Below are 24,936 nucleotides of genomic sequence, written 5' to 3'. Positions count from 1 at the left end.
AGCAAATCCGGCGCTCCTTGCCTCCGATCCTTCACTTTAGGGAATCCGGCTTAATAACCCGTTTCCGGTTGTGGCAGGTTTCAGCGGCTCCGGCGGCGCGGCTGCCCCTGATCGTGCCATCGGGATGGAGCAAAAGGCGTTGACGCGCATTCGATTTGCCGTTAACACTCCGCACCATGAAAAACTTCACGACGATCATTCTTGTGGTGGGAAGGCGCATGGGCAGGATGGTGTAACCATCCGGCGAAAGCACCCATGCGCGGTAAGCAGGCTCCTCCAGGGGGCCTTTTTTTATGCCCGAAAATTCTATAAGCACCCCGACAATACGAAAGAAACGGACGGAAACATCCGATGAGCGGAACAGAAAACCAGATGACGGGCGCCGAAATTGTCTTGCAGGCCCTGAAAGACAACGGCGTCGAACATATCTTCGGCTATCCGGGCGGTGCCGTCCTGCCGATCTATGACGAGATCTTCCAGCAGGACGACATCGAGCACATTCTCGTGCGTCACGAGCAGGGCGCCGGCCACATGGCCGAAGGTTATGCCCGCTCCACCGGCAAGGTCGGCGTCATGCTCGTCACCTCCGGTCCCGGCGCGACCAATGCCGTCACGCCGTTGCAGGACGCGCTGATGGATTCGATCCCGCTCGTCTGCCTCACCGGCCAGGTTCCGACCACGCTCATCGGATCCGACGCCTTCCAGGAATGCGACACGGTCGGCATCACGCGCCCCTGCACCAAGCACAACTGGCTGGTCAAGGACGTCAACGATCTCGCCCGCATCATCCATGAGGCCTTCCGCATCGCGCAGTCCGGTCGTCCGGGCCCCGTCGTCGTCGATATCCCGAAGGACGTGCAGTTTGCGACCGGCACCTACACGCCGCCATCGGCAGCGCCCATCCAGAAAAGCTATCAGCCGAAGACCTCCGGCGACGCGCGCGCCATCGAAGCCGCGATCAGCCTGATGAAGGGTGCCCGTCGCCCCGTCATCTATTCCGGCGGTGGTGTCGTGAATTCCGGTCCGGAAGCCTCGCGCCTGCTGCGCGAACTGGTCGAGATCACCGGCTTCCCGATCACGTCGACGCTGATGGGCCTGGGCGCCTATCCGGCATCGGGCAAGAACTGGCTGGGCATGCTTGGCATGCACGGCTCCTACGAGGCGAACATGGCGATGCATGATTGCGATGTCATGGTCTGCATCGGCGCGCGTTTCGACGACCGTATCACCGGCCGTCTCAACGCGTTCTCGCCGAACTCGAAGAAGATCCATATCGACATCGACCCGTCTTCGATCAACAAGAACGTTCGTGTCGACGTACCGATCCTGGGCGATGTCGGCGCCGTTCTGGAGGACATGGTTCGCCAATGGCGCGCCGGTTCGAAGACGTATGACAAGGCCATCCAGGCGGACTGGTGGACGTCGATTGCCAAGTGGCGTGCCCGCAACTCGTTTGCCTACAAGGCGAGCGACGACGTGATCATGCCGCAATATGCCATCCAGCGTCTCTACGAGCTGACCAAGGATCGCGACACCTACATCACGACGGAAGTCGGCCAGCACCAGATGTGGGCGGCGCAGTTCTACGGCTTCGAGCAGCCCAACCGCTGGATGACTTCGGGCGGCCTCGGCACGATGGGCTATGGTTTCCCGGCGGCGATCGGCGTGCAGGTCGCGCATCGCGACAGCCTCGTCATCGATATCGCCGGCGACGCCTCGATCCAGATGTGCATTCAGGAAATGAGCTGTGCGGTCCAGTATAACCTTCCCGTCAAGATCTTCATCCTGAACAACCAGTATATGGGCATGGTGCGCCAGTGGCAGCAGCTGCTGCACGGCAACCGCCTGTCGAACTCCTATACGGAGGCGATGCCCGATTTCGTCAAGCTGGCGGAAGCCTATGGCGGCGTGGGCATTGCCTGCGACAAGCCCGGCGATCTGGATGCCGCTATCCAGGAAATGATCGACGTGAAGCGTCCGGTCATCTTCGATTGCCGCGTGGCGAACCTCGCAAACTGCTTCCCGATGATCCCGTCGGGCAAGGCGCATAATGAAATGCTGTTGCCCGACGAAGCCACGGACGAGGCGGTTGCCAACGCGATCGACGCCAAGGGCCGCCAGCTCGTTTGATGAAGAGGTAGATACCATGAACGCACACCTACAGCCCACCGGTTCCGCCTACTTCATCGCCGCCGAGACGCAGGTCGCGGAGAGCCACACGCTCTCCGTGCTGGTTGACAACGAGCCGGGCGTGCTGGCGCGCGTCATCGGCCTGTTTTCGGGCCGCGGCTACAACATCGAGAGCCTGACGGTTTCCGAGACCGAGCACGAGGCGCATCTGTCGCGCATCACCATCGTGACGCGCGGCACGCCCGGCGTGCTGGAGCAGATCAAGTCACAGCTCGAGCGCATCGTGCCCGTCCACCGCGTGGTCGACCTGACCGTGCGCGCCAAGGCCATGGGCCAGGAACGGCCCATCGAGCGTGAAGTCGCGCTGGTGAAGGTCGGCGGCTCCGGCGAAATGCGGGCGGAAACGCTGCGCCTTGCCGATGCCTTCCACGCCAAGGTCGTCGACGCCACCGTCGATCACTTCATCCTGGAAATCACCGGCAAGTCGTCCAAGGTCGACCAGTTCGTGGCCGTCATGAAGCCGCTCGGCCTCATCGAAGTGTGCCGCACGGGCATTGCCGCGATGAACCGCGGTTCGCAGGGCATGTAATCGCCGCCGCCCTTCGCTCAGGCGAGGTCCGGGATTTCAAGAAACGAGAAAGGCTTTCCGGTCAAATGGAAAGCCTTTTCGTTTCAGATCATTTCCAGCGGCCGTTTGCGGGTCGGCGGAGGGAAGGCTTCGTCGAGCAGGCGCAGGTCTTCGGAGGTGAGCCGGATCTCCGACGCCTTGAAATTCTCGCGCACGCGCTCCGGCGAGCCGGATTTCGGAATGGCGATCACACCAGCCTTGGTCAGCAGGAAGGCGAGCGCGACCTGGGCGCCGCCGGCATTGTGGATGCGGCCGATCTCGTCCAGCACGGGATGGCCGATCAGCCGGCCCTCATCCAGCGGCGAATAGGCCATGATCGGAATGCCCTGGACCTGGCTCCAGCGCAGCAGGTCGTATTCGATGCCGCGGCGTGCGAGGTTGTAGAGCACCTGATTTGCCATGGGGCGGGCCGGTTCGGCCACGCCGAGCAGTTCCTTCATGTCCTCCTCGTCGAAGTTCGACACGCCCCAGGCCCCGATCTTGCCGTCCGCTTTCAGGCGCTCGAAGGCCTCGACGGTGTCGGCCAGCGGATACCGGCCGCGCCAGTGCAGCAGGTAAAGGTCGATATGGTCGGTGCCGAGCCGCTCCAGGCTCGCTTCGCAGGCGGCGATCGTTCCGGCGCGGCTGGCATTGTGCGGCAGGACCTTGCTGACGAGAAACACCTCGTCGCGCCGGCCCCGGATGGCGTCGCCGACCACGGTTTCGGCGCCGCCATCGGCATACATTTCCGCGGTGTCGATGACCGTCATGCCGAGATCGAGCCCTGCGCGAAGGCTCGCGGCCTCCTGCGCTGCCGATGCGCGGCTTTCGCCCATATGCCATGTGCCGAGGCCAAGGGCGGGCACCTGTCGCCCGCCGGGAAGGGTCACTGCCGGTAGTTCCGCTTTCATCGTGCGCTCCATCTGCCGTGGCATGCAATTGTCTGCATGACAAGAATTGGCTGGTCGTTGCAAGGAGATGGACTATCAATCGCAAAAAACAATCCGGATACCCAGAGTTCTGCCATGCAGATCGAAATCTTTCTCGCCCTTCTCGTCTTCGCCTTTACCACGTCCATCACGCCGGGCCCGAACAACATGATGCTCTTTGCGTCAGGTGTGAACTTCGGTTTCGTGCGCACGATCCCGCATATGTGCGGCATCGGCCTGGGCTTTCTTTCGCTTCTGCTGGCGGTCGGCTTCGGGTTGGGCGCGCTCTTGGAGACGGTGCCGCTCGTCTATACGGCGCTGAAGTTTGCGGGCGGCGCCTACCTGCTGTGGATCGCCTTCAAGATCGCGACGTCTCGCACCCTGGGGGAAGGCAAGGCCGGCGCGCGGCCGATGAGCCTGCTGGAAGCGGCCGCCTTTCAGTGGGTAAACCCCAAGGCCTGGGTGATGGCCGTTTCCGCCATGGCGACCTATACCAATGCGGCGAACTATACGACGAGCGTCCTGATCGTCGGCGTCGCCTTCGCTCTCGTGAATTTCCCGAGCGTTTCCACCTGGGCCGGCTTCGGCTCGGCGCTGCGGCAATGGCTGTCCCATCCGGTGCGCCTTAAATGGTTCAACATCTCGATGGCGCTGCTGCTCGTGGTGAGCCTCTGGCCGATGCTGCGATAAATGCGCTAGAAGTGGGCCTCGAAGCGGAGGAACTGCCGTGTCGCACGATCACGACCACGACGACCATCATCACCGTCACGACAACCATTTCTCGCCGATGGAAGCCCGCGTTCGCGCGCTCGAGACCATTCTGACTCAGAAGGGGCTGATCGATCCCAAGGCCATCGATGCGATCGTCGAGACCTATGAAACGAAGATCGGCCCGCGCAATGGCGCGCGCGTCGTGGCGAAAGCCTGGGCCGAGCCGGATTTCGCCGACTGGCTGAAGCGCGATGCGACCGCGGCCATCGCCAGCCTCGGTTACACCGGCCGGCAGGGCGAACATATGCGGGCGGTCTTCAACGACGCGGAGACGCACAATCTCGTCGTCTGCACGCTTTGCTCCTGTTATCCGTGGTCGGTGCTCGGCCTGCCGCCCGTCTGGTACAAGGCGCCCGCCTACCGGTCGCGTGCGGTGGTCGACCCACGCGGCGTGCTGGCGGAGTTCGGCGTGACCTTGCCCGCGGGCAGGAAGATCCGCGTGTGGGATTCGACGGCGGAGCTGCGCTATCTCGTCGTGCCCGAGCGGCCGGCCGGAACGGACGGACTGGACCAGGAAGCGCTCGCCGATCTCGTGACGCGGGATGCCATGATCGGCACGGGGCTGGCGCTGGAACCGGAGGCCGGGGCATGAACGGACCGCACGATCTCGGCGGCCAGCATGGCTTCGGCCCGGTCGCGCCGGAGCCGAACGAACCCTATTTCCACGGCGACTGGGAAAAGCGGGCGCTCGGCGTGACACTCTCCTGCGGTGCGTTCGGCGCCTGGACCATCGACGAGAGCCGTCACGCGCGTGAGAACATCCCGCCTGCGACCTATCTTTCGGCGAGCTACTACGAAATCTGGATTCGCGCGCTGGAGACGCTGCTTGCGCGTCACGGCTTTGTCAGTGCGGAGGAATTGTCGACGGGGCGCATGCTGGAGAAGGGTGCTGTGCCGAAGCGCGTTCTGACGGCGGACATGGTGCCGGCCGTTCTTGCCAAGGGCGGCCCCTGCGACCGGCCGGTGGCGGCGACGCCCCGCTTTGCTGTAGGCGCACGCGTGCGCGCCCGAAATTTCAATCCGACGACGCATACCCGCCTGCCGCGCTATGCCCGTGGCAAGGTCGGCGTGGTCGAGGCCGTGCAGGGTTCCTTCGTCTTTCCCGACGACAATGCGCATGGCAGGGGCGAGAACCCTGAATGGGTCTATACCGTCGTCTTCGACGGCGGCGAGATCTGGGGCGAGGATGCGGCAGACGGCCTCACGGTCTCCATCGATGCCTGGGAGAGCTATCTTGAGCCGTTGTGAGACGCTTGCCGATTCGCCCGGCCTTCCCGTTTCGGCCGAAGGCGAGCCGGTCTTTGCCGAGCCCTGGCAGGCGCAGGCCTTCGCCATGACGGTTCGCCTGCATGAACAGGGTGTTTTCACCTGGGCGCAATGGGCCGAGGTGCTGTCGCGCGAAGTGCACCGGCCTGGTCGTGCGGTTGACGGCGCCGACTATTTCGACTGCTGGGTTGCGGCCCTCTCGTCGCTCCTGTCGGAGCGTGGCGTGGCGAGCGAGGCGGAGCAATCCGCCCTGTCCGACCGCTGGGCGCGCGCTGCCGAGGCGACGCCGCACGGCATGCCCATTCTTCTCGACAACGCCGGCTAGGCGCGATCTGCCACGAAGCGCGCGAGCCAGGGGCCGATGATGGTGACAAGGATGAGGCGCGCCGTCTGGAGCGTCATCACGAAAGCGATGTCCACATTGCTGGAGGCCGCGATGACGGCGATGGAATCGAGGCCGCCGGGGCTGGTCGCCAGATAGGCCGTCAGCGGATCGATGCCGAGCAGCAGGATCAGCGATCCCGCCAGCAGGCCGGAAAAGCCGATCAGCGCGAGGATCGACAGTATCGTGGGCACCAGAGCGCGGCGGGCGTGCACCAGGATCGTGCGGCTGAAGCCGAGGCCGATGTTCCAGCCGAGCAGGGTGAAGGCGATGACGAGCAGCCAGTCCGGCAGTTCGATGGTGACCGTGCCCGAGGAATTCAGCATGGAGGCCAGCGCGAAGGGCACGAGAAAGGCGCCGGCGGGAACGCGCAGTTTCTGCCCAATCAGGCCCGCGACGACGCCGATCGCCATCATGGCCACGAGCGGCAGCATCGGGACGGGCTTGAACCAGGCATGCGGCGGTACGGATGCGCCGTCATGGCCGCCGAAATGGGCAACGAGCGTCGCAAAGCTCGCGACGAAGACGACGCGCAGATATTGCATGAAGGCGACGAGGCGGGCGTCTGCGCCATAGGCTTCGGCCATGATCATCATGGTGGAGGCCGCGCCGGCCGAGGAGCCCCAGATCGCCGTCGTGCCGGGCAGGATGCCGGTCCGGGTGATCAGCCAGCCGGACAGCGTGCTCATGCCGATGACCGACGTCACCACGAGCAGTATCAGCAGCCAGTTGTCGCGGAAGGTGCCGACGAAATCCTTGGAGACCATGGTCGCGATCATCAGCGCCAGAACGACCTGAACGACAAAGAAGAAGAAGCGGGGCAGGCGGATCGTGCTGCCGGCAAGCGCGACCGCAATGCCTGCCAGCATCGGGCCGATGAGCAGGGCAGCCGGCAGGCCGGCGATTTCGAGTGGCACCGTCGTCAGCACGGAAAGGCCGGCGACGACCCCCCATTGCAGCCATGGCGGCAAACGGCCGATGCCGGTCTCTATGCGGGCGACGTCGTTCTGGTTTCGGGAAGGCACGTGACGGCTCCGGGAAGATCGGCCTTCCATACCGCGTGATGTCGAGGGAAGACAGGGCGAAATATAGGGACGGGCATTTTACAGCTGCTTGTGAACTGATCGGCGGGCCCCTTGCTTCACCGCCGCGAATCCTGCCAAGTCCCGGCATGGAATTCGCACCCCAACAGGATGAAGCGCTGAAGGCCGTCTCGCGATGGCTGAAGGATGGGCGCCAGCCCTTGTTCCGGCTCTTCGGTTATGCCGGCACCGGCAAGACGACGCTCGCACGCCATTTTGCCGAGAATGTCGATGGCGAGGTGCTGTTCGCCGCCTTCACCGGCAAGGCCGCGCAGGTGCTGCGCTCCAAGGGCGCTTCCAATGCGAAGACGATCCATTCGCTGATCTATCGTCCGCGCGGCGAAGAAGAAGTGTCCGACGAGGAGACCGGCAAGACCTCGATTTCGCCGATGTTTTCGATCAACCGCCAGAGCCCAGTCGCCAAGGCGGCGCTGGTGGTCGTGGACGAATGCTCCATGGTGGACGAGGCGCTCGGCCGCGACCTGATGAGCTTCGGCACGCCGATCCTCGTGCTGGGCGATCCCGGCCAGTTGCCGCCGGTGAGCGGCGGCGGCTACTTCACCAACCAGGAGCCGGATTACCTGCTGACGGATATCCACCGTCAGGCGCGCGACAATCCGATCATCCAGCTTGCCATGCAGGTGCGCGAAGGCAGCGATATCGATTATGGCGATTACGGCGCCGCCCGGGTCATCGGCCGCAATGAGGTCGATCAGACGCTCGTGCTTGATGCCGACCAGGTTCTCGTCGGCACCAACCGTACGCGCCGTCGTTACAACCAGCGGCTCCGCGAACTCAAGGGCTTCACCACGGATTATCCGCAGTCCGGCGACAAGCTGGTGTGCCTGCGCAACGACCCCGCCAAGGGGCTGCTGAACGGCTCGCTGTGGCAGGTGATGAGTTCGTCCAAGGAAACCGTGAAGCCGGGCATCAACCTGATGATCCGGCCCGAAGACGACGACATGGATCGCGGTGCCGCCAAGATCAAGCTTCTGAAGGCGGCCTTCGAGAACCTTGACGAGGAAATTCCGTGGTCGACGCGCAAGCGTTACGACGAATTCGATTTCGGCTATGCCCTGACCGTCCACAAGGCGCAGGGTTCGCAGTGGAACAATGTCGTCTTGTTCGATGAGAGCTTCGCGTTTCGCGATACGCGCGAGCGGTGGCTCTACACCGCCATCACGCGCGCCGCGGAAACGCTGACGATCGTTCGATAGGACCGCCTTTCGTCCGCCCTAGTGGCCGACGATCCCGAGCATCACGGCCTTTGCAATCGCCTGGAAGCGGTTGTTGCCGTCGAACTTGCCGATGATGGTCTTCTCCATGACCTGGATTTCGCCGGGCTCCATATCAAGGGCACGTGCGATCCGGCTGGTCGGATAGCCTTCCGCCATCAGCTCCAGGCAACGCAGTTCCGCGGGTGTGAGATGCGCCGGCGGCGCATTGTCGTTCACTTCGATTTCCGCAGACGGCGTGAAGTCGAGCAGTTCGTTGATCTGCTGCATTTGCCGGCGGATCGTCGATTGCTGGGCGGCCAGTTCGCGCTTGCGGGCAAGCATCGCGGACCGGAAGACGAAGTCCGCCTCTTCCTGCGTCTGCGCGGCGGAAAGCCGCTCCAGGAGCTCCTGGATGACGGCGACGGGCATGCCGGTTTCGCGGCAGGTATTGACCACCGCCATCTGGTGGATCTCGCCCTGACCATAGACCCGCATGGGGCCGACGCGGGCGGCGGTCAGCAGGCCTTTTTCCTCGTAGAAGTGCAGCGTGCGGTGGGTCACGCCAAAGGCATTCGCCATGTCGGCGATGGCAAGGCGGCCTTCCGGCAGGTTGTCCGGCAGCGGCATGACCGGCAGGAAACGGATGGATTTGCGCTCGCCGCCCTGCGTTTCGGTTTTCTTCGACGCGCTGGCCATCATGCTAGCCTTCCACATGAAAGAAGAGTGGTCATCGATTACCCCCGGATTGCCGGTGCCCTTTGGCCCGCGTGTGCATTGCCATGGCCGGAACCTGATTGCGAAGGCGCTCGCGATCGGCGACCGGGCAGAGAAGCCGGACGTAATCCTGTCGACGCGCTTGTATACAACAATACCCGCAGCGCATGCGAATGCCTATCACTACATCTAGGGATGTATGTTTCGTCACCGGCTGCGCGCGGAGGCCGCAGGGCCTTCACTGTGCGGAGGGCACGTCGTTTTGCGGCGTGATCGCGGCAACCACGTTCGGTGGCGTCGTTCTGCAGACGGTCGATTTTGCGCTCTGGGATATACCCGCCGAGAGCGAGGCGGTCCGGTGGATCAGGCATTCCATGAGGCCGCTGGCAATGCCGGTGCGCGCGGCGTGGCGATAGAGCGGGCCGTTCACGGAGAGGGCGCGCGCCGTGAAAGTCACTGCCTCGAAGGCCACGGCCTCGGCGCTGCCCAGCTGCTCGCGGGAAAAATGCCGCGTATCGACCGTGATACCGGAGCTTTCGTGGAAAAGGCGGACATAGACGCCCTTTCCATCCGGCTGGGTCTCGACGCGGACGGCATAGGACAGGGGCGCCGGATCGTCGTCGCGCGATCCCGCAATACGCACGGTCCTGTGATAGCCCGCAGCCTTTTCGACGGCATCGGCGAGGACATGGCATTCGCTGCCGGCCGGCCAGCAGCGGAGAATGCGAAGGCGCGGCAGGGCCAGCGCCTGGCTGGGAAAGCGGTTCTGGACGGAGAGCGCGAACTGGGCGTCGCCGATCGCCGCATTGGTCGCGCCCGGATAGACGGACGGGGCGAGAAAGACGAGCGGAAGCAGAGAGAAGAGCGCCAGGTGGGATGAGACGGGCGCGGGAAGCCAGGAGCGCGAGGGCTTGGCGGGCGCAGCGCGGGGCCGGCGCGTCTCGATGTCGCGGTTCGCTTTTGGCGGTACGTCCACGCTGACGACGCTGTATTCCGGCACATAGCTGCCGAGCGGCACCCGAATGCGCACGGGATCGGCCGCGCCTTCCTTGTTGTAGTATTCCTCGATGAGCTTGCGCAGCTTTCCCGCCTGCACGCGCACCAGGGGGTCGCTTCCCGCGTCGAAGCCGGGCGGGCGTCCGAAGACGTCGACGCCGATGCTGTAGCCCTTCAGGTGACTTGCCTTGCCGGAAAGATCCATCTCGACGATGTAGGCGAGGAACGAGCGCAGGCGCTCCGAGCGGGCGAACGTCTCGCTGGCGATGATGGCCGAAAGCGCCAGCCGAATGCACTCGCACGCCGGCCTTTCGATCCTGCTCATCGTGTCGCCATAAAGGAGACCATCGGTGTTTCGACGTCCTTCCCGTTTCGCCGGGCCTATTTCGCCGGCCGCTTCAGCATGCCCTAAAATTTAAGGGTACTTTAGCGGTGATTCCCGAGGGGCGGCAAGGGGGCGAAGCAGACTGTATACAGACGACTGACGACTGGCGGCGGCCGGCCGGTTGCGGGTGATTGCTCTTGTGGAAACAACCGGCTAGACCTTTCTTTCGAAAGGGAGTCCATGTCGCCATGCCTGCAAAACTGTCGGTCAATCTGAACGCAATCGCCATGCTGCGCAACCGTCGGGACCTGCCCTGGCCGAGCGTCACCGATCTCGGGCGGATCGCGCTCGATGCGGGGGCGAGCGGCCTGACGGTTCATCCCCGGCCCGACCAGCGGCATGTGCGTTTCAGCGATCTCGCGCCGATCCGTGCTTTGGTGGACGAGGCAGGCGCGGGCGCAGAGTTCAACATCGAGGGTTTCCCGGAAGAAAACTTCATGCGGCTCGTGGAAGAGCATCGTCCCGAACAGGTGACGCTGGTGCCGGATGATCCCTCGCAGGCTACATCCGATCATGGCTGGGACTTCCGCAAGAGCCACAATCTCCTGGGCAATATCGTCGACCGGCTCAAGAAGCTCGGCCTGCGCGTCTCGGTCTTCGCCGATGGTGATCCCGATCGCGAGGCGCTGACCATTGCACGGGAGATCGGCGCGGACCGGATCGAGCTCTATACCGGTCCTTACGGCGGCTGCTACGACAATCCGGCAGAGGGCGAGCGCATTCTGGAAACGCTCGGCGAGACCGCCGATATCGCTTTCGATCTGGGCCTCGGCGTCAATGCCGGCCACGACCTGACGGTCGCCAACCTGCCGCCGCTGGTCGCCCGCATACGCGGTCTCGCGGAGGTTTCGATCGGCCACGGCCTGACGGCCGATGCGCTGCAATACGGCATGGCCGAGACCGTGCGCCGCTTCTGCCGCGCCTGCGGGCAGGACGTCTGACGCGATGCGGCGCGCCTGTTGGCACGCCGCATCCTCATGGATCAGCCGAGCAGGGCTGCCTTGTTGGCGGCAACGAAATCCTCGAGCGTGGTGAGAGGGCGGCCAGACAGGGTTTCTGCGTCCTTCGTCACCATCGCGATCTTGCCTTCGCGCGTATTGGCGTCGAAGGAGACGATGGTTGGGATGAAGGCTTCGGGAAGCCCGGCGCCCTTCAGGCCTTCGGCAAGCTGCGCATCCGTGACGTGAACGACATTGAGCGGCTTGCCCGTGGCGGCCGAGACGATCGCGGCGATTTCTTCCGCCGTGCGGCTCTTCGGGCCGGTCAGCGTGTAGGTCGTGCTTTCCGTTCCGGCCTTCAGGATTGCGCCGGCGAGGGCCGCGGCGGTGTCGGCGCGCGTGATATGGGCGATCTTGCCCTGGCCGGTCGACGTGTACCAGGAACCGGTCTGCAGCGCATGCGGCAGCGACATGAAAAGATTTTCCGCATACCAGCCGTCGCGCAGGATCGTATAGGGGATGCCCGTCGCCTTGATGGCCTTTTCGGTGCCGAGATGATCGGGCGCAAAGGTGACGAGCGAATCGTCCGGCTGCGGCATGGACGTGTAGAGGATGTGCTTCGCGCCGGCCTTCTTCGCGGCGGCGACGGCGGCCTCATGCTGGGCGAGGCGGCGGCCCGGCTTGTCGAGCGCGTCGGTGGAGATGATGAGCACCTTGCCGGCGCCCGCGAACGCGGCGTCGAGCGAGGCCGGATCGTCGAAATCGGCGGCGCGGACGGTCACGCCCCGCGCGGCATAGTCACCCAGCTTGGCCGTATCGCGGCTGGTCGCGATAATGTTTGCGGGGGCTACCTTGCCGGAGGCCAGGAGCGCGTCGAGCACCAGCCGGCCGAGATGGCCCGAAGCGCCGGTGATGAGGATCGTGTCTGACATGGACTTGCCTTTCTCTCGATGTCTTGGGGGAGGCAAAGCGCCTTCGGACCCGATGGAATAAGGTCTCAAATTGAGACTATCTCCAATTTGGTCATGTGATAGAATAAGTAAAGGAGGCAGTTTTTCCTGCCGTGGTTACCTGGAGGGAACCGGCCATGAACAAGATGATCGACCGCGCCGAGGGCGAGCGCGTCATTCTCATCGACGGCGTCGCCATGTCGATGAACGACTGTCCCGTGCGGGACGTGCTGGACAGCGTGGGCGGCAAATGGACGTCGCTGATGATCCTCGGCCTTGCCGATGGTCCGCGCCGCTTCTCGCAGCTTCGCCGCTTCATTCCCGACATCTCGCAGCGCATGCTGACCCAGACGCTGCGCGATCTCCAGCGCGACGGCTATATCACGCGCACCGTCTATCCCACGCAGCCGCCGAGCGTGGAATATGCGCTGACGCCGCTCGGGCAGTCCTTTCTTGCACTTCTGCGGTCCCTGGTGCACTGGTCGACGGAAAATCACGACGCGATCCGTGCCGCGCGGGCGGTCTACGACGCTGAACAGGACTGAGGGCCCGGCGGGGAAAGCATGAAGCCACTGGATATCGGGATTGCCGGAGCGGGGCCTGCGGGGCTTGCCGCTGCACTTTTTCTGGCGCGCGCCGGCCACCGGGTCGAGATCATGGAACGTTTCGAGCAGCCGTCGCCCGTCGGTTCGGGCCTGTTGATGCAACCGACCGGGTTGACCGTGCTCGATGCACTCGGCCTGTCCTCGACGATCCACGGCCTCGGCAACCGGATCGAGCGACTGCATGGCGCGGATGCGCGCAGCGGCCGCACCGTGCTCGACGTTCGTTACGATGCGCTTTCCGGCGGGCGCTACGGGCTTGCGGTGCATCGCGCCGCGCTGTTTACGACCCTGCACGACGCTGTCGTGGCGGAGCGGATTGCGGTGCGCACGGGCATTTCGCTCGCCAAGGCCGAGACGCGGCAGGCGCGCACGGTCCTGCATGATGTCGATGGCGAGATCGTCGGGGATTACGACCTGGTGGTCGATGCGACGGGCGCGCGTTCGCAGCTCGTGGCCGCATCCGTCGTCGCGCCCGCGATCCGCGAACTGCCGTGGGGCGCCTTCTGGGCGACGCTCGACTCCGATGGCATCGATCATGATCCGCGCGCGCTGACACAGCGCTACGATGCGGCGAAGGTGATGATCGGCGTGCTGCCGGTCGGCCGGGCACATCCGGCGGAAGGCCGCAAGGTCGCCTTCTTCTGGAGCCTCAAGATCGCCGAGGCCGATGCCGTAAGAAAGGCCGGGCTTGCGCGCTGGAAGGCTGGCATCGCCGATTACTGGCCGGAAACGGCGCCGTTCCTCGACCAGATCGCCGACTGGGACCAGCTGACGCTGGCGCGCTATGCCCATCGCACGGCGCTTCCGCCGCATGCCGACGGCATCGTCTTCATCGGCGACAGCGCGCATTCGACCAGCCCGCAGCTCGGGCAGGGCGCGAACATGGCGCTGCTCGACGCCGCCGCGCTCGCCCATGCCCTGTCATCGGCCGCCAGCGTCGAGGAGGCGCTTGCCGCCTACGCCGCCGCGCGGCGCAATCACGTGCGGCTCTTTCAGCTGCTGTCCTATGTCTTCACGCCGTTCTACCAGTCGGATTCGCGGGCGATCGCGTGGTTGCGTGACCGGCTGGTCGCGACCGTCGCAAAAATCCCGCCGGCGCCGCAGCTGCTGGCGTCCATCGTCTCGGGCACGCTTGCCGACCCGTTCGCCCGTGCCGGCTTGCAGGAATGCCGCTGGCTGGAGGCGGCGCTGCGGGAGGCGTAGGCGTCAGGCCGCCCGGCTGGCGGCGGCACAGCCAAGCGCGAAATCGACGGCGGCCTTCGCGTGGATGGCGGTCGAATCGAAACCGGGCAGCGGCAGGGCATCGGGATCGAGCAGCATGCAGATTTCCGTGCAGCCGAGGATGACGCAGTCTGCGCCCTCAAGACGGGCTGCCTCGATCAGCGCGATCATGCGCGCATGGGAGCTTTCCAGCACCTTGCCCTGGCACAATTCGTCGAAGATCACGTCGTGAACCAGCGTGCGGCCCGCCGCGTCGGGGACCATGACGTCGAGGCCCGCCATCTTCATGCGGTCGGCGTAGAAGCCGTGCTCCATCGTGTAACGGGTCGCGAGCAGCAGCGGGCGGCGCTTGCCGGCGGCGAGAATGCTGCGCGCCGTCTCGTCGATGATGTTGAGAAGCGGGGCCTTCACCGCGCTCTGGACCGCATCGGCCACGAGATGCATCGTGTTCGTGCAGATCAGCACGCAGTCCGCGCCTGCCTTCTCCAGCCCCGCGGCCACTGCACCGAGGCGCGCGCCGGCGGCGTCCCAGCGTCCGGCCTTCTGCAAATCGACGATGGACTGGAAATCGACGGAGTGCACGATGACATCCGCGGAGTGCAGACCGCCGCGCCGCGCGCGGACGGCCTCGTTGATCATGCGGTAATAGACCGCGGTGCTTTCGAAGCTCATGCCGCCGATAAGGCCGATCGTTTTCATCGTCACTTCCCCATGATTTTCCTGTTGCGTCTATAATGATGCCGATGCCGTGGCGATTGTTTGCAAAGTTGCGGCGATTTTCCCGAATTCTCGCGTGTCTCGTGTTGTCTGATGCATTTAATGCGCTAATAATTCGCGCATAGGCCGTAAATATCGAGGAATCTGCGCGTGCTTGATGATCGTGACCGGAAATTGCTGGCGTTGCTTCAGGAGGATGCGGGTGCATCCGTGGCGGTGCTGGCCGAGAAGGTGAACCTTTCGCTCTCGGCCTGTGCCCGGCGCATCCAGCGGCTTGAGGAAAGCGGCCATATCGCCGGGCGGGTCGCGCTGCTGGACCGCGAGAAGATGGGGGTGCCGACGACGGTCTTCGCCCTGATCAAGACGGCGCATCATGCCGATGACTGGATCGAGCTGTTCTCGCGGGCGATCGCCGATATCCCCGAAGTGGTCGAGGCGCACCGGCTGACGGGCAATTACGACTACATCCTGAAGGTCGTTCTGCCGCGCGTCGAGCACTATGACGTCGTCTACAAGCGCATCGTGCGGCGGGTCGAACTCTTCGACGTCTCTGCCTCCATTTCCATGGAGGTACTGAAATCCGGGGTCAGGCTACCGGTCGACCACGCGCAGTAGGCCAAAGAAAAAGGCCGGTCGAGACCGGCCTTTTCCGTCTGTCAATTCAATTGCTGATCAGGCCGCGGCGAGCTGATCGGCCGACATCTTGCCGGACTTGCGGTCGCGGACCAGCTCGAAGCTGACCTTCTGACCTTCGTCCAGAGCGACGAGGCCCGCGCGCTGTACAGCGGAGATGTGGACGAAAACGTCCGGTTCACCGCTGTCCTGCTGAATGAAGCCGTAGCCCTTGGTCGTGTTGAACCACTTTACAGTGCCAGTTGCCATGACGAAACCTTTCCTAGCCGTCAAATCAATCTTCGGCCGCCGGAGGGCGGCCTTGGGTGGTCGAATTTGAAGGGGAAGTTCGTGAAGCTGCAGGCAGAGCCGGCAAAAGCAGAAGACAACGTTCAAATCTCGATGCGGGAGAAATAAGTGCTTCGCCGCAAGCGGTCAAGACGCGCCGTCGCGCATGTCGTCATTCGTTTGGCGCCGGAAATGCGCTTGCGAAGGACGCAGGCCCCGCCATTGACGGGGCCTGGCCACAATCAGGCGGGGCGCCGCTTGTCGATGCGGTGCTGGTTCAGGAAGGCTGCGATGGCGGTTTCGCCATAGAGCCGGCGTTGCGCGACGCTGACGGCGGCAAGGCGGGCAGCGTCGCCGAACGTGACGATTTCCGTGTTGGACGCCGCCGGGTCGTGGGCGAAGGCCGTTGTCACGATATCGACCAGCGTACGCGGGAGGATATCGGTGCACTCACGCATGTTTTCGAAAACGAGGCCGATCGGGAGGAGCTGGTCCTCGTAGATCACGGTGGGTTCGGCGCGTCCATCTTCCCAGGAATCGAAGGCTTCCAGGGCATCGCCGAACAGTTGTTGCAGGGTTATGGGAGCATGTCCTTCGTGCAGGTCTGGCAGGAAATTCATCATTCTCTGTCTCCTTGGCATAAGGGCGTTTTGCTTCTTACTCCTGACTGAGCACCTGAGGCGTGGCGGGCCGATACGTATGGGCATCGGTCTGCTGCACCGCAGGCCTCACAAATCTTAACAAGCGGAAATCGATTGGGAAGCGAAAAATATTGTGCATCGCCGATGCCGCGAGTGAATAACCGGGAGTTCTGTTTCTAAACAGCAGGATAGCGGGAAAAATATTTTTCGCGCCGTTGTGCGTTGCGGCGTATTTTGTGTGCCGCAGCGCGTGAAGGGACGCGACTCTCTCCATATCCATCCGTGACTCATCCCTTTATCGCACAAAAGGCGATTGACCGGCGCCGCGCGGATCGCTAGAAGATGCGAACCGTACCGTACGGTACGTATAATGTGGCGGGTGACAGACGTGCAGGCGACAGAACAGGGCAGGGCAGGTGCAGCCGCCGCGGGACTGACGGAACGTCAGGGCGCGGTGCTGGAGCGTGCGCTCGGCCTGCTTGTCGAGGGTGGCGAGCGGGCGCTGACGACCGCCGGTGTCGCCCGCGCGGCGAACTGTTCCAAGGAAAGCCTCTACAAGTGGTTCGGCGATCGCGACGGGCTGATCGCGGCGATGATCGCCTACCAGGCCGGCAAGGTGCGCACGGTGGAGGCGAGCGCGGGCGCGCTGACGGCCGAGACGCTGCGCGCGCATCTCGTCGCCTTCGCCGTCGATCTCATCGATGTCCTGTCGGGCGATGTGTCGCTGGCGCTGAACCGGCTTGCCATCGGCCAGGCGAGCCGCGAGGGCGCCGGGCTCGGCCGGCTGTTGCAGGAGCGCGGCCGACGCCAGATCGGCAAGCGCGCCGCAGCGCTGCTGGAAGCCGGACGCAAGGCGAAGCTGCTTGCTTTCGACCGGGCGGACGAGGCATACGGCACGCTCTACGGCCTCATCGTCTCCGACATGCATCTGCGCATGTTGCTGGGCGAGGATGCCGCAGCCCTCAGGAAAGAATTCTCGCCACGCGCGGAGAAGGCGGTCGATGCCTTCCTGACGCTTCATGGCGCGAAACGGTAAAACCGGCAGGAAACCGCCGGTCCAGTTCAAACAGACAAGCAAGGGAAGGAACCATCGATGCGCGTCTATTACGATCGTGATGCCGATCTCAACCTCATCAAGGCGAAGAACGTCGCCATCGTCGGCTACGGCTCGCAGGGCCGTGCTCACGCCCTCAACCTGAAGGATTCCGGCGCCAAGAACGTCGTGATCGCGCTCAAGGCCGGATCGCCGACCGTCAAGAAGGCCGAAGCCGACGGCTTCAAGGTCATGACCGTTGCCGAAGCGGCCAAGTGGGCCGACCTCCTCATGATGGCGACGCCGGACGAGCTCCAGGCCGACATCTACAAGGCCGACATCGCCGGCAACATCCGCGACGGCGCTGCCATCGCCTTCGCCCACGGCCTCAACGTGCATTTCGGCCTCATCGAGCCGAAGGCTTCGCTCGACGTCGTCATGATCGCGCCGAAGGGCCCGGGCCACACGGTTCGCGGCGAATACCAGAAGGGCGGCGGCGTTCCCTGCCTCGTTGCCGTTCACCAGAACGCCTCCGGCAACGCGCTCGACCTCGCGCTCTCCTACGCCTGCGGCGTCGGCGGCGGTCGTTCGGGCATCATCGAGACCAACTTCAAGGAAGAGTGCGAAACCGACCTCTTCGGCGAGCAGGTCGTTCTGTGCGGCGGTCTCGTCGAGCTCATCCGCGCCGGCTTCGAAACGCTGGTCGAAGGCGGCTATGCGCCGGAAATGGCCTATTTCGAGTGCCTGCATGAAGTGAAGCTCATCGTCGACCTGATCTATGAAGGCGGCATCGCCAACATGAACTACTCGATCTCGAACACCGCCGAGTGGGGCGAATACGTCACGGGCCCGCGCATCATCACGGAAGAGACCAAGGCCGAGATGAAGCGCGTCCTCAAGGACATCCAGACCGGCAAGTTCACCTCGGACTGGATGCAGGAATGGAAGGCCGGCGGCGCCCGCTTCAAGGGCATCCGTCGCAACAACGACGCCCACCAGATCGAGGAAGTCGGCGCCAAGCTGCGCGGCATGATGCCCTGGATCGGCAAGAACAAGCTGGTCGACAAGGCCGTCAACTAAACACTTGGCTCCAGCCAAGTAATCGTCCGGCACCCTGCGCCGGGCGAGCGACCGGGCGGTCTTCCGCCCGGTCTTTTATTTCAGCGCCATCAAATTAATGCGATGCATACATTTTATATATTGCATCGCAGCAAGTAATATTCTTGCGAAAACCCTCCTTCAGGAACAAAATACCTCTGTGTTTCGTTCGACTGTCAGGAGGATGGTGCGATGACCACGATTATCCAATACTTCGCCTGGTTCGATCTTTTTATCCTGGGCAGTATAGCGATGCTTGTTCTGCTCAGTCTCTACGGTGACCGGACGACCTGAACGCTAAAGGCGCGGGCCGCGGTATTCGGCGGTGCTTGCCGGCGGCGATACCAGGCATGGTTTCGGGCCTTGAACGTCTTTTGGTGCTAAAAATTAGGTCAGTATTATTGACATAAATGCGGCGCCATGATGAGGTGCGTTCAAACAACAAGCCCGAGGAAACACCATGTTCAAATGGGAACAGGCCTTCGCGACCCGCGCGTCGCGCATGAAGGCGTCCGAAATCCGCGAACTTCTGAAGCTTCTGGAGCGTCCCGACATCATCTCCTTCGCGGGCGGCATTCCGGATCCGGCCTTGTTTCCCAAGGAGGCCTTCGCCGCCGCCTATGCGGATGTGCTGGCGGGCGAGAACGCGGCGGCCGGCCTGCAATATTCCGTCAGCGAAGGCTACAAGCCGCTGCGTGACTGGCTGGCCGGCGAAATGGGCAAGATCGGCATTCCCTGCACGGCCGAGAATGTCTTCATCGTCTCCGGCTCGCAGCAGGGGCTGGATTACCTCGGCAAGCTTTTCCTGTCGCCGAAGGATACGGCATTGGTCACCTGGCCGACCTATCTCGGCGCGCTCCAGGCCTTCAACGCCTATGAGCCGACCTATGACCGGCTGAACCTTTCAGGCAATCGCACACCGGACGCCTATCGCGCGACGGCGGCGGAAGCCGGTGGTCGCGTCAAGTTCGCCTACCTCTCCGCCGACTTTGCCAATCCCACGGGCGAGACCGTCGATCGCGCCGGCCGTGAAAGGCTGCTGTCGCTCGCGGAGGAGCTGGATATCCCCGTCATCGAGGACGCCGCCTACCAGTCGCTGCGCTATGACGGCGAGGCCGTGCCGCCGATCCTGGCGCTGGAAATCGCCGAGAAGGGCGATATCGATGCCACGCGCACCATTTATTGCGGCAGCTTCTCCAAGACGCTCGCGCCGGGCCTGCGTGTCGGCTACATCGTCGCGGCCGCCCCCGTCATCCGCAAGCTGGTGCTGATGAAGCAGGCGGCCGACCTGCATTCCTCGACGATCAACCAGATGGCCATCGCCCATGTCGCCGAGCGCGGCTTCGACGCGCAGGTCGCGAAGATCCGCACCGCCTACAGCGCGCGCCGTAACGCCATGCTGGCCGCACTCCAGAAATACATGCCGGATGGCGTGAGCTGGACCAAGCCGGAAGGCGGCATGTTCATCTGGGTCACGCTGCCGGCTGGCATGGACGGTGCGACGCTGCTCGCACGCTCCATCGAGACCGAAAAGGTCGCCTTCGTGCCCGGTCAGGCGTTCCACGCCGATGGCAGCGGCGCCAACACGCTGCGCCTCAGCTTCTCCTGCGCCGATGCCGCGACGATCGAGGAAGGCATCTCCCGCCTCGGCCGCCTGCTGAACGCGGAACGCCTGGCGGCGTGATCACGACCTTCGCCGCCCTGCTCTGCCTGCAAGCGTGCCGGATTTGCTGAGGGGATGCGGGTCTCTCTCATCTCCTTCTCCCCACGGGGAGAAGGTGGCCCGAAGGGTTGGATGAGGGGGCTGCGGTTAAAGGTTGCGCCACTCCCTCATCCGCCTGCCGGCACCTTCTCCCCGCGGGGGAGAAGGGCAGGATGCCAGCCTCAGCCGAGCTTTCATGGGTGGGTTTCTGGAGCTGAATCCAGCAAGGCCACAGCCGACTCGAACACCAGGTCCGGCAGCACTTCGAATGTATAGGGCGCATGCACGCGCTCCCATTTCTGGTGATAATCCCGCCCCCATGGGCCGATATTCACGGTCGGGAAGGACAGCAATCCGGCAGGGGCTGCGTCGGTGAAGGCCGCCGACGGGGTGTTGGCGGCGAGGATGCCGGTTTCGCCGGCGTCGGGACGATGGCCGAAGAAACTCATGTCGGAAATGCCGGCGAAGATCTGCTTGAACTTGATCGACGTGCCGTGTCGCTTCGCGGTATCCGCCATCACGGCCTGCAAGCGGCTCCGCATGGTGCGGCCGGCGCCTCCCGCCTGTTCCAGATGCACCAGCGGATAATGCAGGCTGCCGAAGCCGATGATGACAGCGGGGCCCTCGATGCCCGCTTCGGCTGCCGCCGCCGCCACGATCTCGCGGCTCACCTTCAAGGGATCGTTGCCGCCGGAGAGTGAACGGTCGAGTGCTTCCAGGCGTTCGAGCGCATCGCCCTTCAGCCGCGCCACAAGCTCCGCATAGGTCAGCACCACGCCTTGTGTCTTCGCGACCGGACCGCCCTGGAAACGGGCGTGATGCGCGTCCTGCGTGTCGAGTGCGGACTGGAGCGCTCCGCTTACGACCACGCGGAAATCGTTGAGGATGTCGGCGGCGCGGCGTCTGTGGGTCAGCCAGTTGAAGGAGAGCCAGACACGATCCGGTGTCGTCACCTCGTAGCCGTCCCTGACGTCGCGCGCTTCAAGGCAGACCGGCGGCGGCGCGCGCTCGCCGAAGGCCTCGTCGCTGAGCTCCGGCACGGTATCCATGGCACGCACGATGTCCGCGCCGATGCGGGAGGCGCTCGTGCCGTCGAAGGGATAGCCCGCATGGGTCGGGCGGCCGATGACGAAGGCGAAGGGCGCGAACTTGCCGATGGAACCGAGATAGATCGCGCGGCCCTCTTCGCCACCGTGCTCACAACTGGAGGCATCCAGGTTGATGCCGGCGACGATGTCGAGGTCGAAGCGGCGGGCGATGTCGGGCAGGGCGTCGCGCAGGCTGCGCATGCCGCGCGAGCGGTTTTCCTCGTCCGGCGTAGCAACGAAGAGGATATTGCCCTGCGGCGCCTCCATCGCCACGAAGCGCTCGAGCGCGGCGATGCCGGCGGCAAGGCCGCTCTTCATATCGAGAAGCCCGCGCCCGGCGATGAAGTCGCCGCTTTCGAAATCTATGAGTACTTTTTCTTCGGCGCGGTTGCGTGGGCGGCCACGCAATTCGGCGATGAGCGCTTGGGTGAGGGGTTCGGGATCGCAGGCAAGCGCTGCCAGCGCGCCATAGTTTGCGATGGAGACGGTATCGAAATGCCCGGCCAGCACGACGGTTCGCCGGCCGGTGCCGCGCGCCAGCGCCACGAGGGTGCGGGTCATCGGTTTGCCATGGCTGGCGATGGTGAAAAGCTGGTCGGGATGGCGCGTGAAATAGGGCGTCTCGGCCAGATGCGCGCGCAGGTGCTCTGAAAACGCTGCCTCGTCGGGCGAGCCGGTCACACTCGGCCAGCGCGTCATCTGCAGCGAAAGAGCCCTGGAGCGCCGGGCAGCCGTTTGAACCGCGGTTTCTGTCATCATCGGAGCGCCTGTCGTCAGCGTTGTCATGATGAGAACGCTAGCCGAGGATGAAGGCAGGCAAAACGCCAAATCCCTGTATGAATTGTGCGAATTTCTGGCATTCTGTCATGAGAGATTGTCATTTCGTCAGGTTTCCCATGGATACGATCGATCAAAAGCTTCTCGCGCTGTTGCGCAAGGATGGCCGTGCGTCGTTGTCGGCGCTGGCGACGGCGCTCAATGTATCGCGCGGCACGGTGCAGAACCGCATCGAGCGGCTGACGCGTGCGGGCGTCATTTCCGGCTTCACGGTGCGGGGTTCGGAGGCGGATGATCCGCACGCCGTGCGCGCGGTCACGATGATCGAGATCACCGGGCAGAAGACGCTAGCTGTCATCAAGGCATTGCGCGGCATCCCCGAGGTGCATGCCCTGCACACCACCAACGGTGCGTGGGACCTCGTCGCGGATCTTCGAGCGGAAAACCTCGTCACCTTCGAGCGCGTGCTGCGCGGCATCCGGGCCATGGACGGGGTTTCGAAATCCGAAACGAGCCTGCTTCTGACGACGCTCTAGCCTTTTGCCGCCCGGTCACGGCTCCGGGCCGACCGGTTGTGCACGGACCGAAAAGACGCTTTCCATTGCCGGGCAGGCGGTTACACTTCGCCGGCATTGCCGAAAGGACCCCATGTCGCTCCGCCTCGCCACCTTCAATATCGAAAATCTCCTCACACGCTTCGATTATACCGGTTTCCGCAACCAGGTCCGGCAGGATCGCGTCCTGCGGCTGTTCGATATCCGCAACGAGGCCGAATACCAGCGGCTGGAGGAGGCGCGCACCATCGCGCTCACCGACGATGCGCGCCAGCATTCTGCCCTGGCGATCGCGGATGCGGATGCCGATATCCTGTGCCTGCAGGAAATGGACAACATGGCGGCCCTGCAGGCTTTCGAATACGGCTATCTGTTCCGCATGGTGGGCAACGGCTACCGGCAGAAATACCTCATCGAGGGCAATGACAGCCGCGGCATCGACGTCTGTGTGCTCATGCGCGAGGAGACGCGTGACGGGCAGCGGATCGAATGCGTCGACATCCGCAGCCATGCCGGCGTGACCTATCGCGATTTCGATCTGCACACGGCTGATCCCGCCGCGGGCTTCAATCCCGATGACAGGGTCTTCAAGCGCGATTGCCTGGAACTGGACCTGCGCATCGGCGGGCGTCCGCTGACGCTTTACGTCGTGCATTTCAAGTCGATGGGGCCGGGGCGTGACGGCATGGATGGCCGGCAATCGACCATGCCGGTCAGGATCGCCGAGGCGCGGGCCGTGCGCCGCATCATCGAGAATCGCTTCGGCGTCGGGAAAACCGCCGACAAGGCCTTCGCCATCTGCGGCGACATGAACGATTATCAGGAAAAGCTCGCCATCGAAGGCGACCGGCGCAGCGGCTACCGCTTCATCCCGCAAAAGGAACCGCTGAGCGCGCTCGACACGTTCACCGTGGATGGGTTTGCGGTGAACCCCATGCTGCGCCGTCCCGTTGATGACCGCTGGACGCTCTATCACAGCCGGGGGCCGGAGGAGCGCCATCTCTGCCAGCTCGATTACATCTGGCTTTCGCCATCGCTTGCCGAGCGCAACGCCCATCGCGTGCCGGAGATCATTCGCGCCGGCCAGCCGTTCCGCACGCTGTTTCCGCCGGGGCAGGAGGTGGAGCGTTATCCGCGCGTGGGCTGGGACCGTCCGAAGGCGTCCGATCATTGCCCCGTCGTCATGACGCTGGATGTCTGACAGGCACCGGCATCATTTCCGCTTGCCCGCGGTTGGAAGCTCGGGCAGGTTTGGGTGCATGTGTTCAGGCAAAAAATGAACAGGGAGAATGCCTTGTCCCGTCGCTACGCCCTTTACGACGTCTTCACCGATACACGCCTTGCCGGCAATCCGCTGGCGGTCGTCTTCGACGCCGACGATCTGGACGACGGCACGATGCAGCGCATAGCCGGCGAGTTCAACCTTTCCGAAACGGTGTTCGTCAAGGCGGCGGAGAACCCGGCGCATACGGCGCGGCTGCGCATTTTCACGCCGGGCCGCGAACTGCCGTTCGCGGGCCATCCGACGGTGGGGGCAGCCATCGCCATCGCGGAATCGGCCGGGGAGGCCGCCGGGCAGCGCGATCAGGTCTGCGTGCTGGAGGAGAATGTCGGGCCGGTGCGCTGTGCGGTGCGGCTCGGTGGTGGCAAGGCGGCCTTCGCCGAGTTCGACCTGCCGCGCAAATCCGCGCAGCTCGACGCCACGTTCGACCGGCAGGCGCTTGCCGATGCGTTCAGCCTCAAGCCCGGGCAGATCGGTTTCGAGAACCATGTGCCGTCGCTCTGGAGCGCGGGGGTGGCCTTCGTCATGATCCCCGTGCACGATCTTGCCGCGGCCGGTGCCGTGGAGTTCGATCCCGCGCTCTGGGAGCGTTGCGTTCCCTTCGCGGAAGGGCGGCTTGCTGCCGCCTATCTCTATTGCCGCGGCGGCGTGAACCACAATGCGAAATTCCACACGCGCATGTTCGCGCCCGACATGGGCATTGCGGAGGATCCGGCCACGGGCGCGGCCGTGGCGGCGATGTCGGGTGCGATCCACTTCTTCGACGGGCTGATGGACGGTCATCATCCCTACCTGATCGAACAGGGCGTCGAGATGGGCCGCCCCTCGCATATTCATCTGCACCTCGATGTGGCTGGCGGAACGATCGCCGGCGCACGCATCGGCGGCGAAGCCGTTCGTATCGCCTCGGGAACGCTGGATTTGTGACGGTATTTTTGCGCTGCGGAAGAA

27 protein-coding genes are annotated in these 24,936 nt (G+C 64.0%); 17 read left to right on the top strand and 10 right to left on the bottom strand.

Annotated elements, in window-relative coordinates; translation table 11 throughout:
- Nucleotides 1–351: 351 nt before the first annotated feature.
- Together GR158_RS01105 and ilvN are read left to right on the top strand one after the other, a co-directional pair.
- Nucleotides 352–2,130: an acetolactate synthase 3 large subunit gene (locus tag GR158_RS01105; RefSeq protein ID WP_134649508.1), complete on the top strand. Its 1,779-nt coding sequence runs from the start codon at nucleotides 352–354 to the stop codon at nucleotides 2,128–2,130.
- A gap of 16 nt (nucleotides 2,131–2,146) precedes the next feature.
- Complete coding sequence (ilvN, locus tag GR158_RS01100) at nucleotides 2,147–2,719, top strand: acetolactate synthase small subunit (RefSeq protein WP_134649507.1); 573 nt, start codon at nucleotides 2,147–2,149, stop codon at nucleotides 2,717–2,719.
- An 83-nt stretch (nucleotides 2,720–2,802) separates the two neighbouring features.
- Here the strand turns inward: ilvN and GR158_RS01095 are convergent, their stop codons facing one another.
- Nucleotides 2,803–3,648: an aldo/keto reductase gene (locus GR158_RS01095; protein WP_160869414.1), complete on the bottom strand. Its 846-nt coding sequence runs from the start codon at nucleotides 3,646–3,648 to the stop codon at nucleotides 2,803–2,805.
- Nucleotides 3,649–3,762: 114 nt separating this feature from the next.
- On the opposite strand from GR158_RS01095, the gene GR158_RS01090 reads away from it, so the two are divergent.
- From GR158_RS01090 to GR158_RS01075, 4 genes are all read left to right on the top strand, one after another.
- Nucleotides 3,763–4,356, top strand: a complete 594-nt coding sequence (locus GR158_RS01090) for a LysE family translocator (RefSeq protein WP_160869412.1) — start codon at nucleotides 3,763–3,765, stop codon at nucleotides 4,354–4,356.
- 97 nt (nucleotides 4,357–4,453) lie between these two features.
- The gene (gene nthA / locus GR158_RS01085; protein WP_160869947.1) at nucleotides 4,454–5,029 is read left to right on the top strand and encodes a nitrile hydratase subunit alpha; all 576 of its coding nucleotides are present in this window, start codon (nucleotides 4,454–4,456) and stop codon (nucleotides 5,027–5,029) included.
- Complete coding sequence (gene nthB / locus GR158_RS01080) at nucleotides 5,026–5,685, top strand: nitrile hydratase subunit beta (protein WP_160869410.1); 660 nt, start codon at nucleotides 5,026–5,028, stop codon at nucleotides 5,683–5,685. The genes nthA and nthB overlap by 4 nt, the downstream gene beginning before the upstream one ends.
- Nucleotides 5,672–6,028 (top strand): nitrile hydratase accessory protein, encoded by a 357-nt coding sequence (locus GR158_RS01075; RefSeq protein ID WP_160869408.1) that lies wholly within the window; start codon nucleotides 5,672–5,674, stop codon nucleotides 6,026–6,028. The genes nthB and GR158_RS01075 overlap by 14 nt, the downstream gene beginning before the upstream one ends.
- Here GR158_RS01075 and GR158_RS01070 read toward each other — a convergent pair.
- Nucleotides 6,025–7,110, bottom strand: a complete 1,086-nt coding sequence (locus GR158_RS01070) for an AbrB family transcriptional regulator (protein WP_371731605.1) — start codon at nucleotides 7,108–7,110, stop codon at nucleotides 6,025–6,027. The genes GR158_RS01075 and GR158_RS01070 overlap by 4 nt on opposite strands.
- A gap of 146 nt (nucleotides 7,111–7,256) precedes the next feature.
- On the opposite strand from GR158_RS01070, the gene GR158_RS01065 reads away from it, so the two are divergent.
- Nucleotides 7,257–8,384: an ATP-dependent RecD-like DNA helicase gene (locus tag GR158_RS01065; protein WP_134649501.1), complete on the top strand. Its 1,128-nt coding sequence runs from the start codon at nucleotides 7,257–7,259 to the stop codon at nucleotides 8,382–8,384.
- 18 nt (nucleotides 8,385–8,402) lie between these two features.
- Here the strand turns inward: GR158_RS01065 and GR158_RS01060 are convergent, their stop codons facing one another.
- Nucleotides 8,403–9,080: a MerR family transcriptional regulator gene (locus GR158_RS01060; protein WP_134649595.1), complete on the bottom strand. Its 678-nt coding sequence runs from the start codon at nucleotides 9,078–9,080 to the stop codon at nucleotides 8,403–8,405.
- A gap of 256 nt (nucleotides 9,081–9,336) precedes the next feature.
- The gene (locus tag GR158_RS01055; protein WP_160869402.1) at nucleotides 9,337–10,419 is read right to left on the bottom strand and encodes a hypothetical protein; all 1,083 of its coding nucleotides are present in this window, start codon (nucleotides 10,417–10,419) and stop codon (nucleotides 9,337–9,339) included.
- A gap of 248 nt (nucleotides 10,420–10,667) precedes the next feature.
- Here GR158_RS01055 and GR158_RS01050 point away from each other — a divergent pair, with 248 nt between their 5' ends.
- On the top strand, nucleotides 10,668–11,420 hold the full coding sequence (locus tag GR158_RS01050; protein WP_160869400.1) for a pyridoxine 5'-phosphate synthase: 753 nt from the start codon (nucleotides 10,668–10,670) through the stop codon (nucleotides 11,418–11,420).
- A 41-nt stretch (nucleotides 11,421–11,461) separates the two neighbouring features.
- Here the strand turns inward: GR158_RS01050 and GR158_RS01045 are convergent, their stop codons facing one another.
- Nucleotides 11,462–12,349, bottom strand: a complete 888-nt coding sequence (locus tag GR158_RS01045) for an SDR family oxidoreductase (protein WP_160869398.1) — start codon at nucleotides 12,347–12,349, stop codon at nucleotides 11,462–11,464.
- A gap of 155 nt (nucleotides 12,350–12,504) precedes the next feature.
- Here GR158_RS01045 and GR158_RS01040 point away from each other — a divergent pair, with 155 nt between their 5' ends.
- The gene (locus GR158_RS01040) at nucleotides 12,505–12,912 is read left to right on the top strand and encodes a helix-turn-helix domain-containing protein (RefSeq protein WP_134649496.1); all 408 of its coding nucleotides are present in this window, start codon (nucleotides 12,505–12,507) and stop codon (nucleotides 12,910–12,912) included.
- Nucleotides 12,913–12,930: 18 nt separating this feature from the next.
- Nucleotides 12,931–14,175, top strand: a complete 1,245-nt coding sequence (locus tag GR158_RS01035) for an NAD(P)/FAD-dependent oxidoreductase (protein WP_160869396.1) — start codon at nucleotides 12,931–12,933, stop codon at nucleotides 14,173–14,175.
- Between the two features lie 3 nt (nucleotides 14,176–14,178).
- On the opposite strand, the gene GR158_RS01030 is transcribed toward GR158_RS01035, so the two are convergent.
- Nucleotides 14,179–14,892: an aspartate/glutamate racemase family protein gene (locus GR158_RS01030; protein ID WP_160869394.1), complete on the bottom strand. Its 714-nt coding sequence runs from the start codon at nucleotides 14,890–14,892 to the stop codon at nucleotides 14,179–14,181.
- Between the two features lie 168 nt (nucleotides 14,893–15,060).
- Between GR158_RS01030 and GR158_RS01025 the strand changes: the two genes are divergently transcribed.
- On the top strand, nucleotides 15,061–15,525 hold the full coding sequence (locus GR158_RS01025) for an Lrp/AsnC family transcriptional regulator (RefSeq protein WP_134649493.1): 465 nt from the start codon (nucleotides 15,061–15,063) through the stop codon (nucleotides 15,523–15,525).
- 57 nt (nucleotides 15,526–15,582) lie between these two features.
- On the opposite strand, the gene GR158_RS01020 is transcribed toward GR158_RS01025, so the two are convergent.
- The 3 genes from GR158_RS01020 to GR158_RS01010 form a co-directional block, all read right to left on the bottom strand.
- Nucleotides 15,583–15,792, bottom strand: coding sequence for a cold-shock protein (locus GR158_RS01020; protein ID WP_134649492.1), 210 nt, complete (start codon nucleotides 15,790–15,792; stop codon nucleotides 15,583–15,585).
- A gap of 260 nt (nucleotides 15,793–16,052) precedes the next feature.
- On the bottom strand, nucleotides 16,053–16,433 hold the full coding sequence (locus GR158_RS01015) for a hypothetical protein (RefSeq protein WP_160869392.1): 381 nt from the start codon (nucleotides 16,431–16,433) through the stop codon (nucleotides 16,053–16,055).
- A 34-nt stretch (nucleotides 16,434–16,467) separates the two neighbouring features.
- Nucleotides 16,468–16,731 (bottom strand): hypothetical protein, encoded by a 264-nt coding sequence (locus GR158_RS01010; RefSeq protein ID WP_160869390.1) that lies wholly within the window; start codon nucleotides 16,729–16,731, stop codon nucleotides 16,468–16,470.
- A gap of 108 nt (nucleotides 16,732–16,839) precedes the next feature.
- Here GR158_RS01010 and GR158_RS01005 point away from each other — a divergent pair, with 108 nt between their 5' ends.
- The 3 genes from GR158_RS01005 to GR158_RS00995 all read left to right on the top strand — a co-directional run bounded on the left by GR158_RS01005 (nucleotide 16,840) and on the right by GR158_RS00995 (nucleotide 20,266).
- A complete protein-coding gene (locus tag GR158_RS01005) occupies nucleotides 16,840–17,487 on the top strand; it encodes a TetR/AcrR family transcriptional regulator (protein WP_230640024.1) in 648 nt (215 codons plus the stop codon).
- A 57-nt stretch (nucleotides 17,488–17,544) separates the two neighbouring features.
- Complete coding sequence (gene ilvC, locus GR158_RS01000) at nucleotides 17,545–18,564, top strand: ketol-acid reductoisomerase (RefSeq protein ID WP_134649489.1); 1,020 nt, start codon at nucleotides 17,545–17,547, stop codon at nucleotides 18,562–18,564.
- A gap of 478 nt (nucleotides 18,565–19,042) precedes the next feature.
- A complete protein-coding gene (locus GR158_RS00995; protein ID WP_160869388.1) occupies nucleotides 19,043–20,266 on the top strand; it encodes a PLP-dependent aminotransferase family protein in 1,224 nt (407 codons plus the stop codon).
- A gap of 212 nt (nucleotides 20,267–20,478) precedes the next feature.
- Here the strand turns inward: GR158_RS00995 and GR158_RS00990 are convergent, their stop codons facing one another.
- The gene (locus tag GR158_RS00990; RefSeq protein ID WP_246665503.1) at nucleotides 20,479–22,131 is read right to left on the bottom strand and encodes a M20/M25/M40 family metallo-hydrolase; all 1,653 of its coding nucleotides are present in this window, start codon (nucleotides 22,129–22,131) and stop codon (nucleotides 20,479–20,481) included.
- A 137-nt stretch (nucleotides 22,132–22,268) separates the two neighbouring features.
- Here GR158_RS00990 and GR158_RS00985 point away from each other — a divergent pair, with 137 nt between their 5' ends.
- The 3 genes from GR158_RS00985 (at nucleotide 22,269) to GR158_RS00975 (ending at nucleotide 24,912) form a co-directional block, all read left to right on the top strand.
- Entirely contained in the window at nucleotides 22,269–22,685 is a 417-nt protein-coding gene (locus tag GR158_RS00985) for an Lrp/AsnC family transcriptional regulator (protein ID WP_160869386.1), read from the top strand.
- A 112-nt stretch (nucleotides 22,686–22,797) separates the two neighbouring features.
- Nucleotides 22,798–23,904, top strand: a complete 1,107-nt coding sequence (locus GR158_RS00980; RefSeq protein WP_160869384.1) for an endonuclease/exonuclease/phosphatase family protein — start codon at nucleotides 22,798–22,800, stop codon at nucleotides 23,902–23,904.
- Between the two features lie 93 nt (nucleotides 23,905–23,997).
- Nucleotides 23,998–24,912 (top strand): PhzF family phenazine biosynthesis protein, encoded by a 915-nt coding sequence (locus GR158_RS00975; protein ID WP_134649485.1) that lies wholly within the window; start codon nucleotides 23,998–24,000, stop codon nucleotides 24,910–24,912.
- The last annotated feature ends 24 nt before the right edge of the window (nucleotides 24,913–24,936 follow it).

The organism is Shinella sp. AETb1-6 (assembly GCF_009826875.1).
GTDB classification, from domain to species: Bacteria; Pseudomonadota; Alphaproteobacteria; order Rhizobiales; family Rhizobiaceae; genus Shinella; species Shinella sumterensis.
This window is presented reverse-complemented; position numbering and strand designations above follow the sequence as displayed.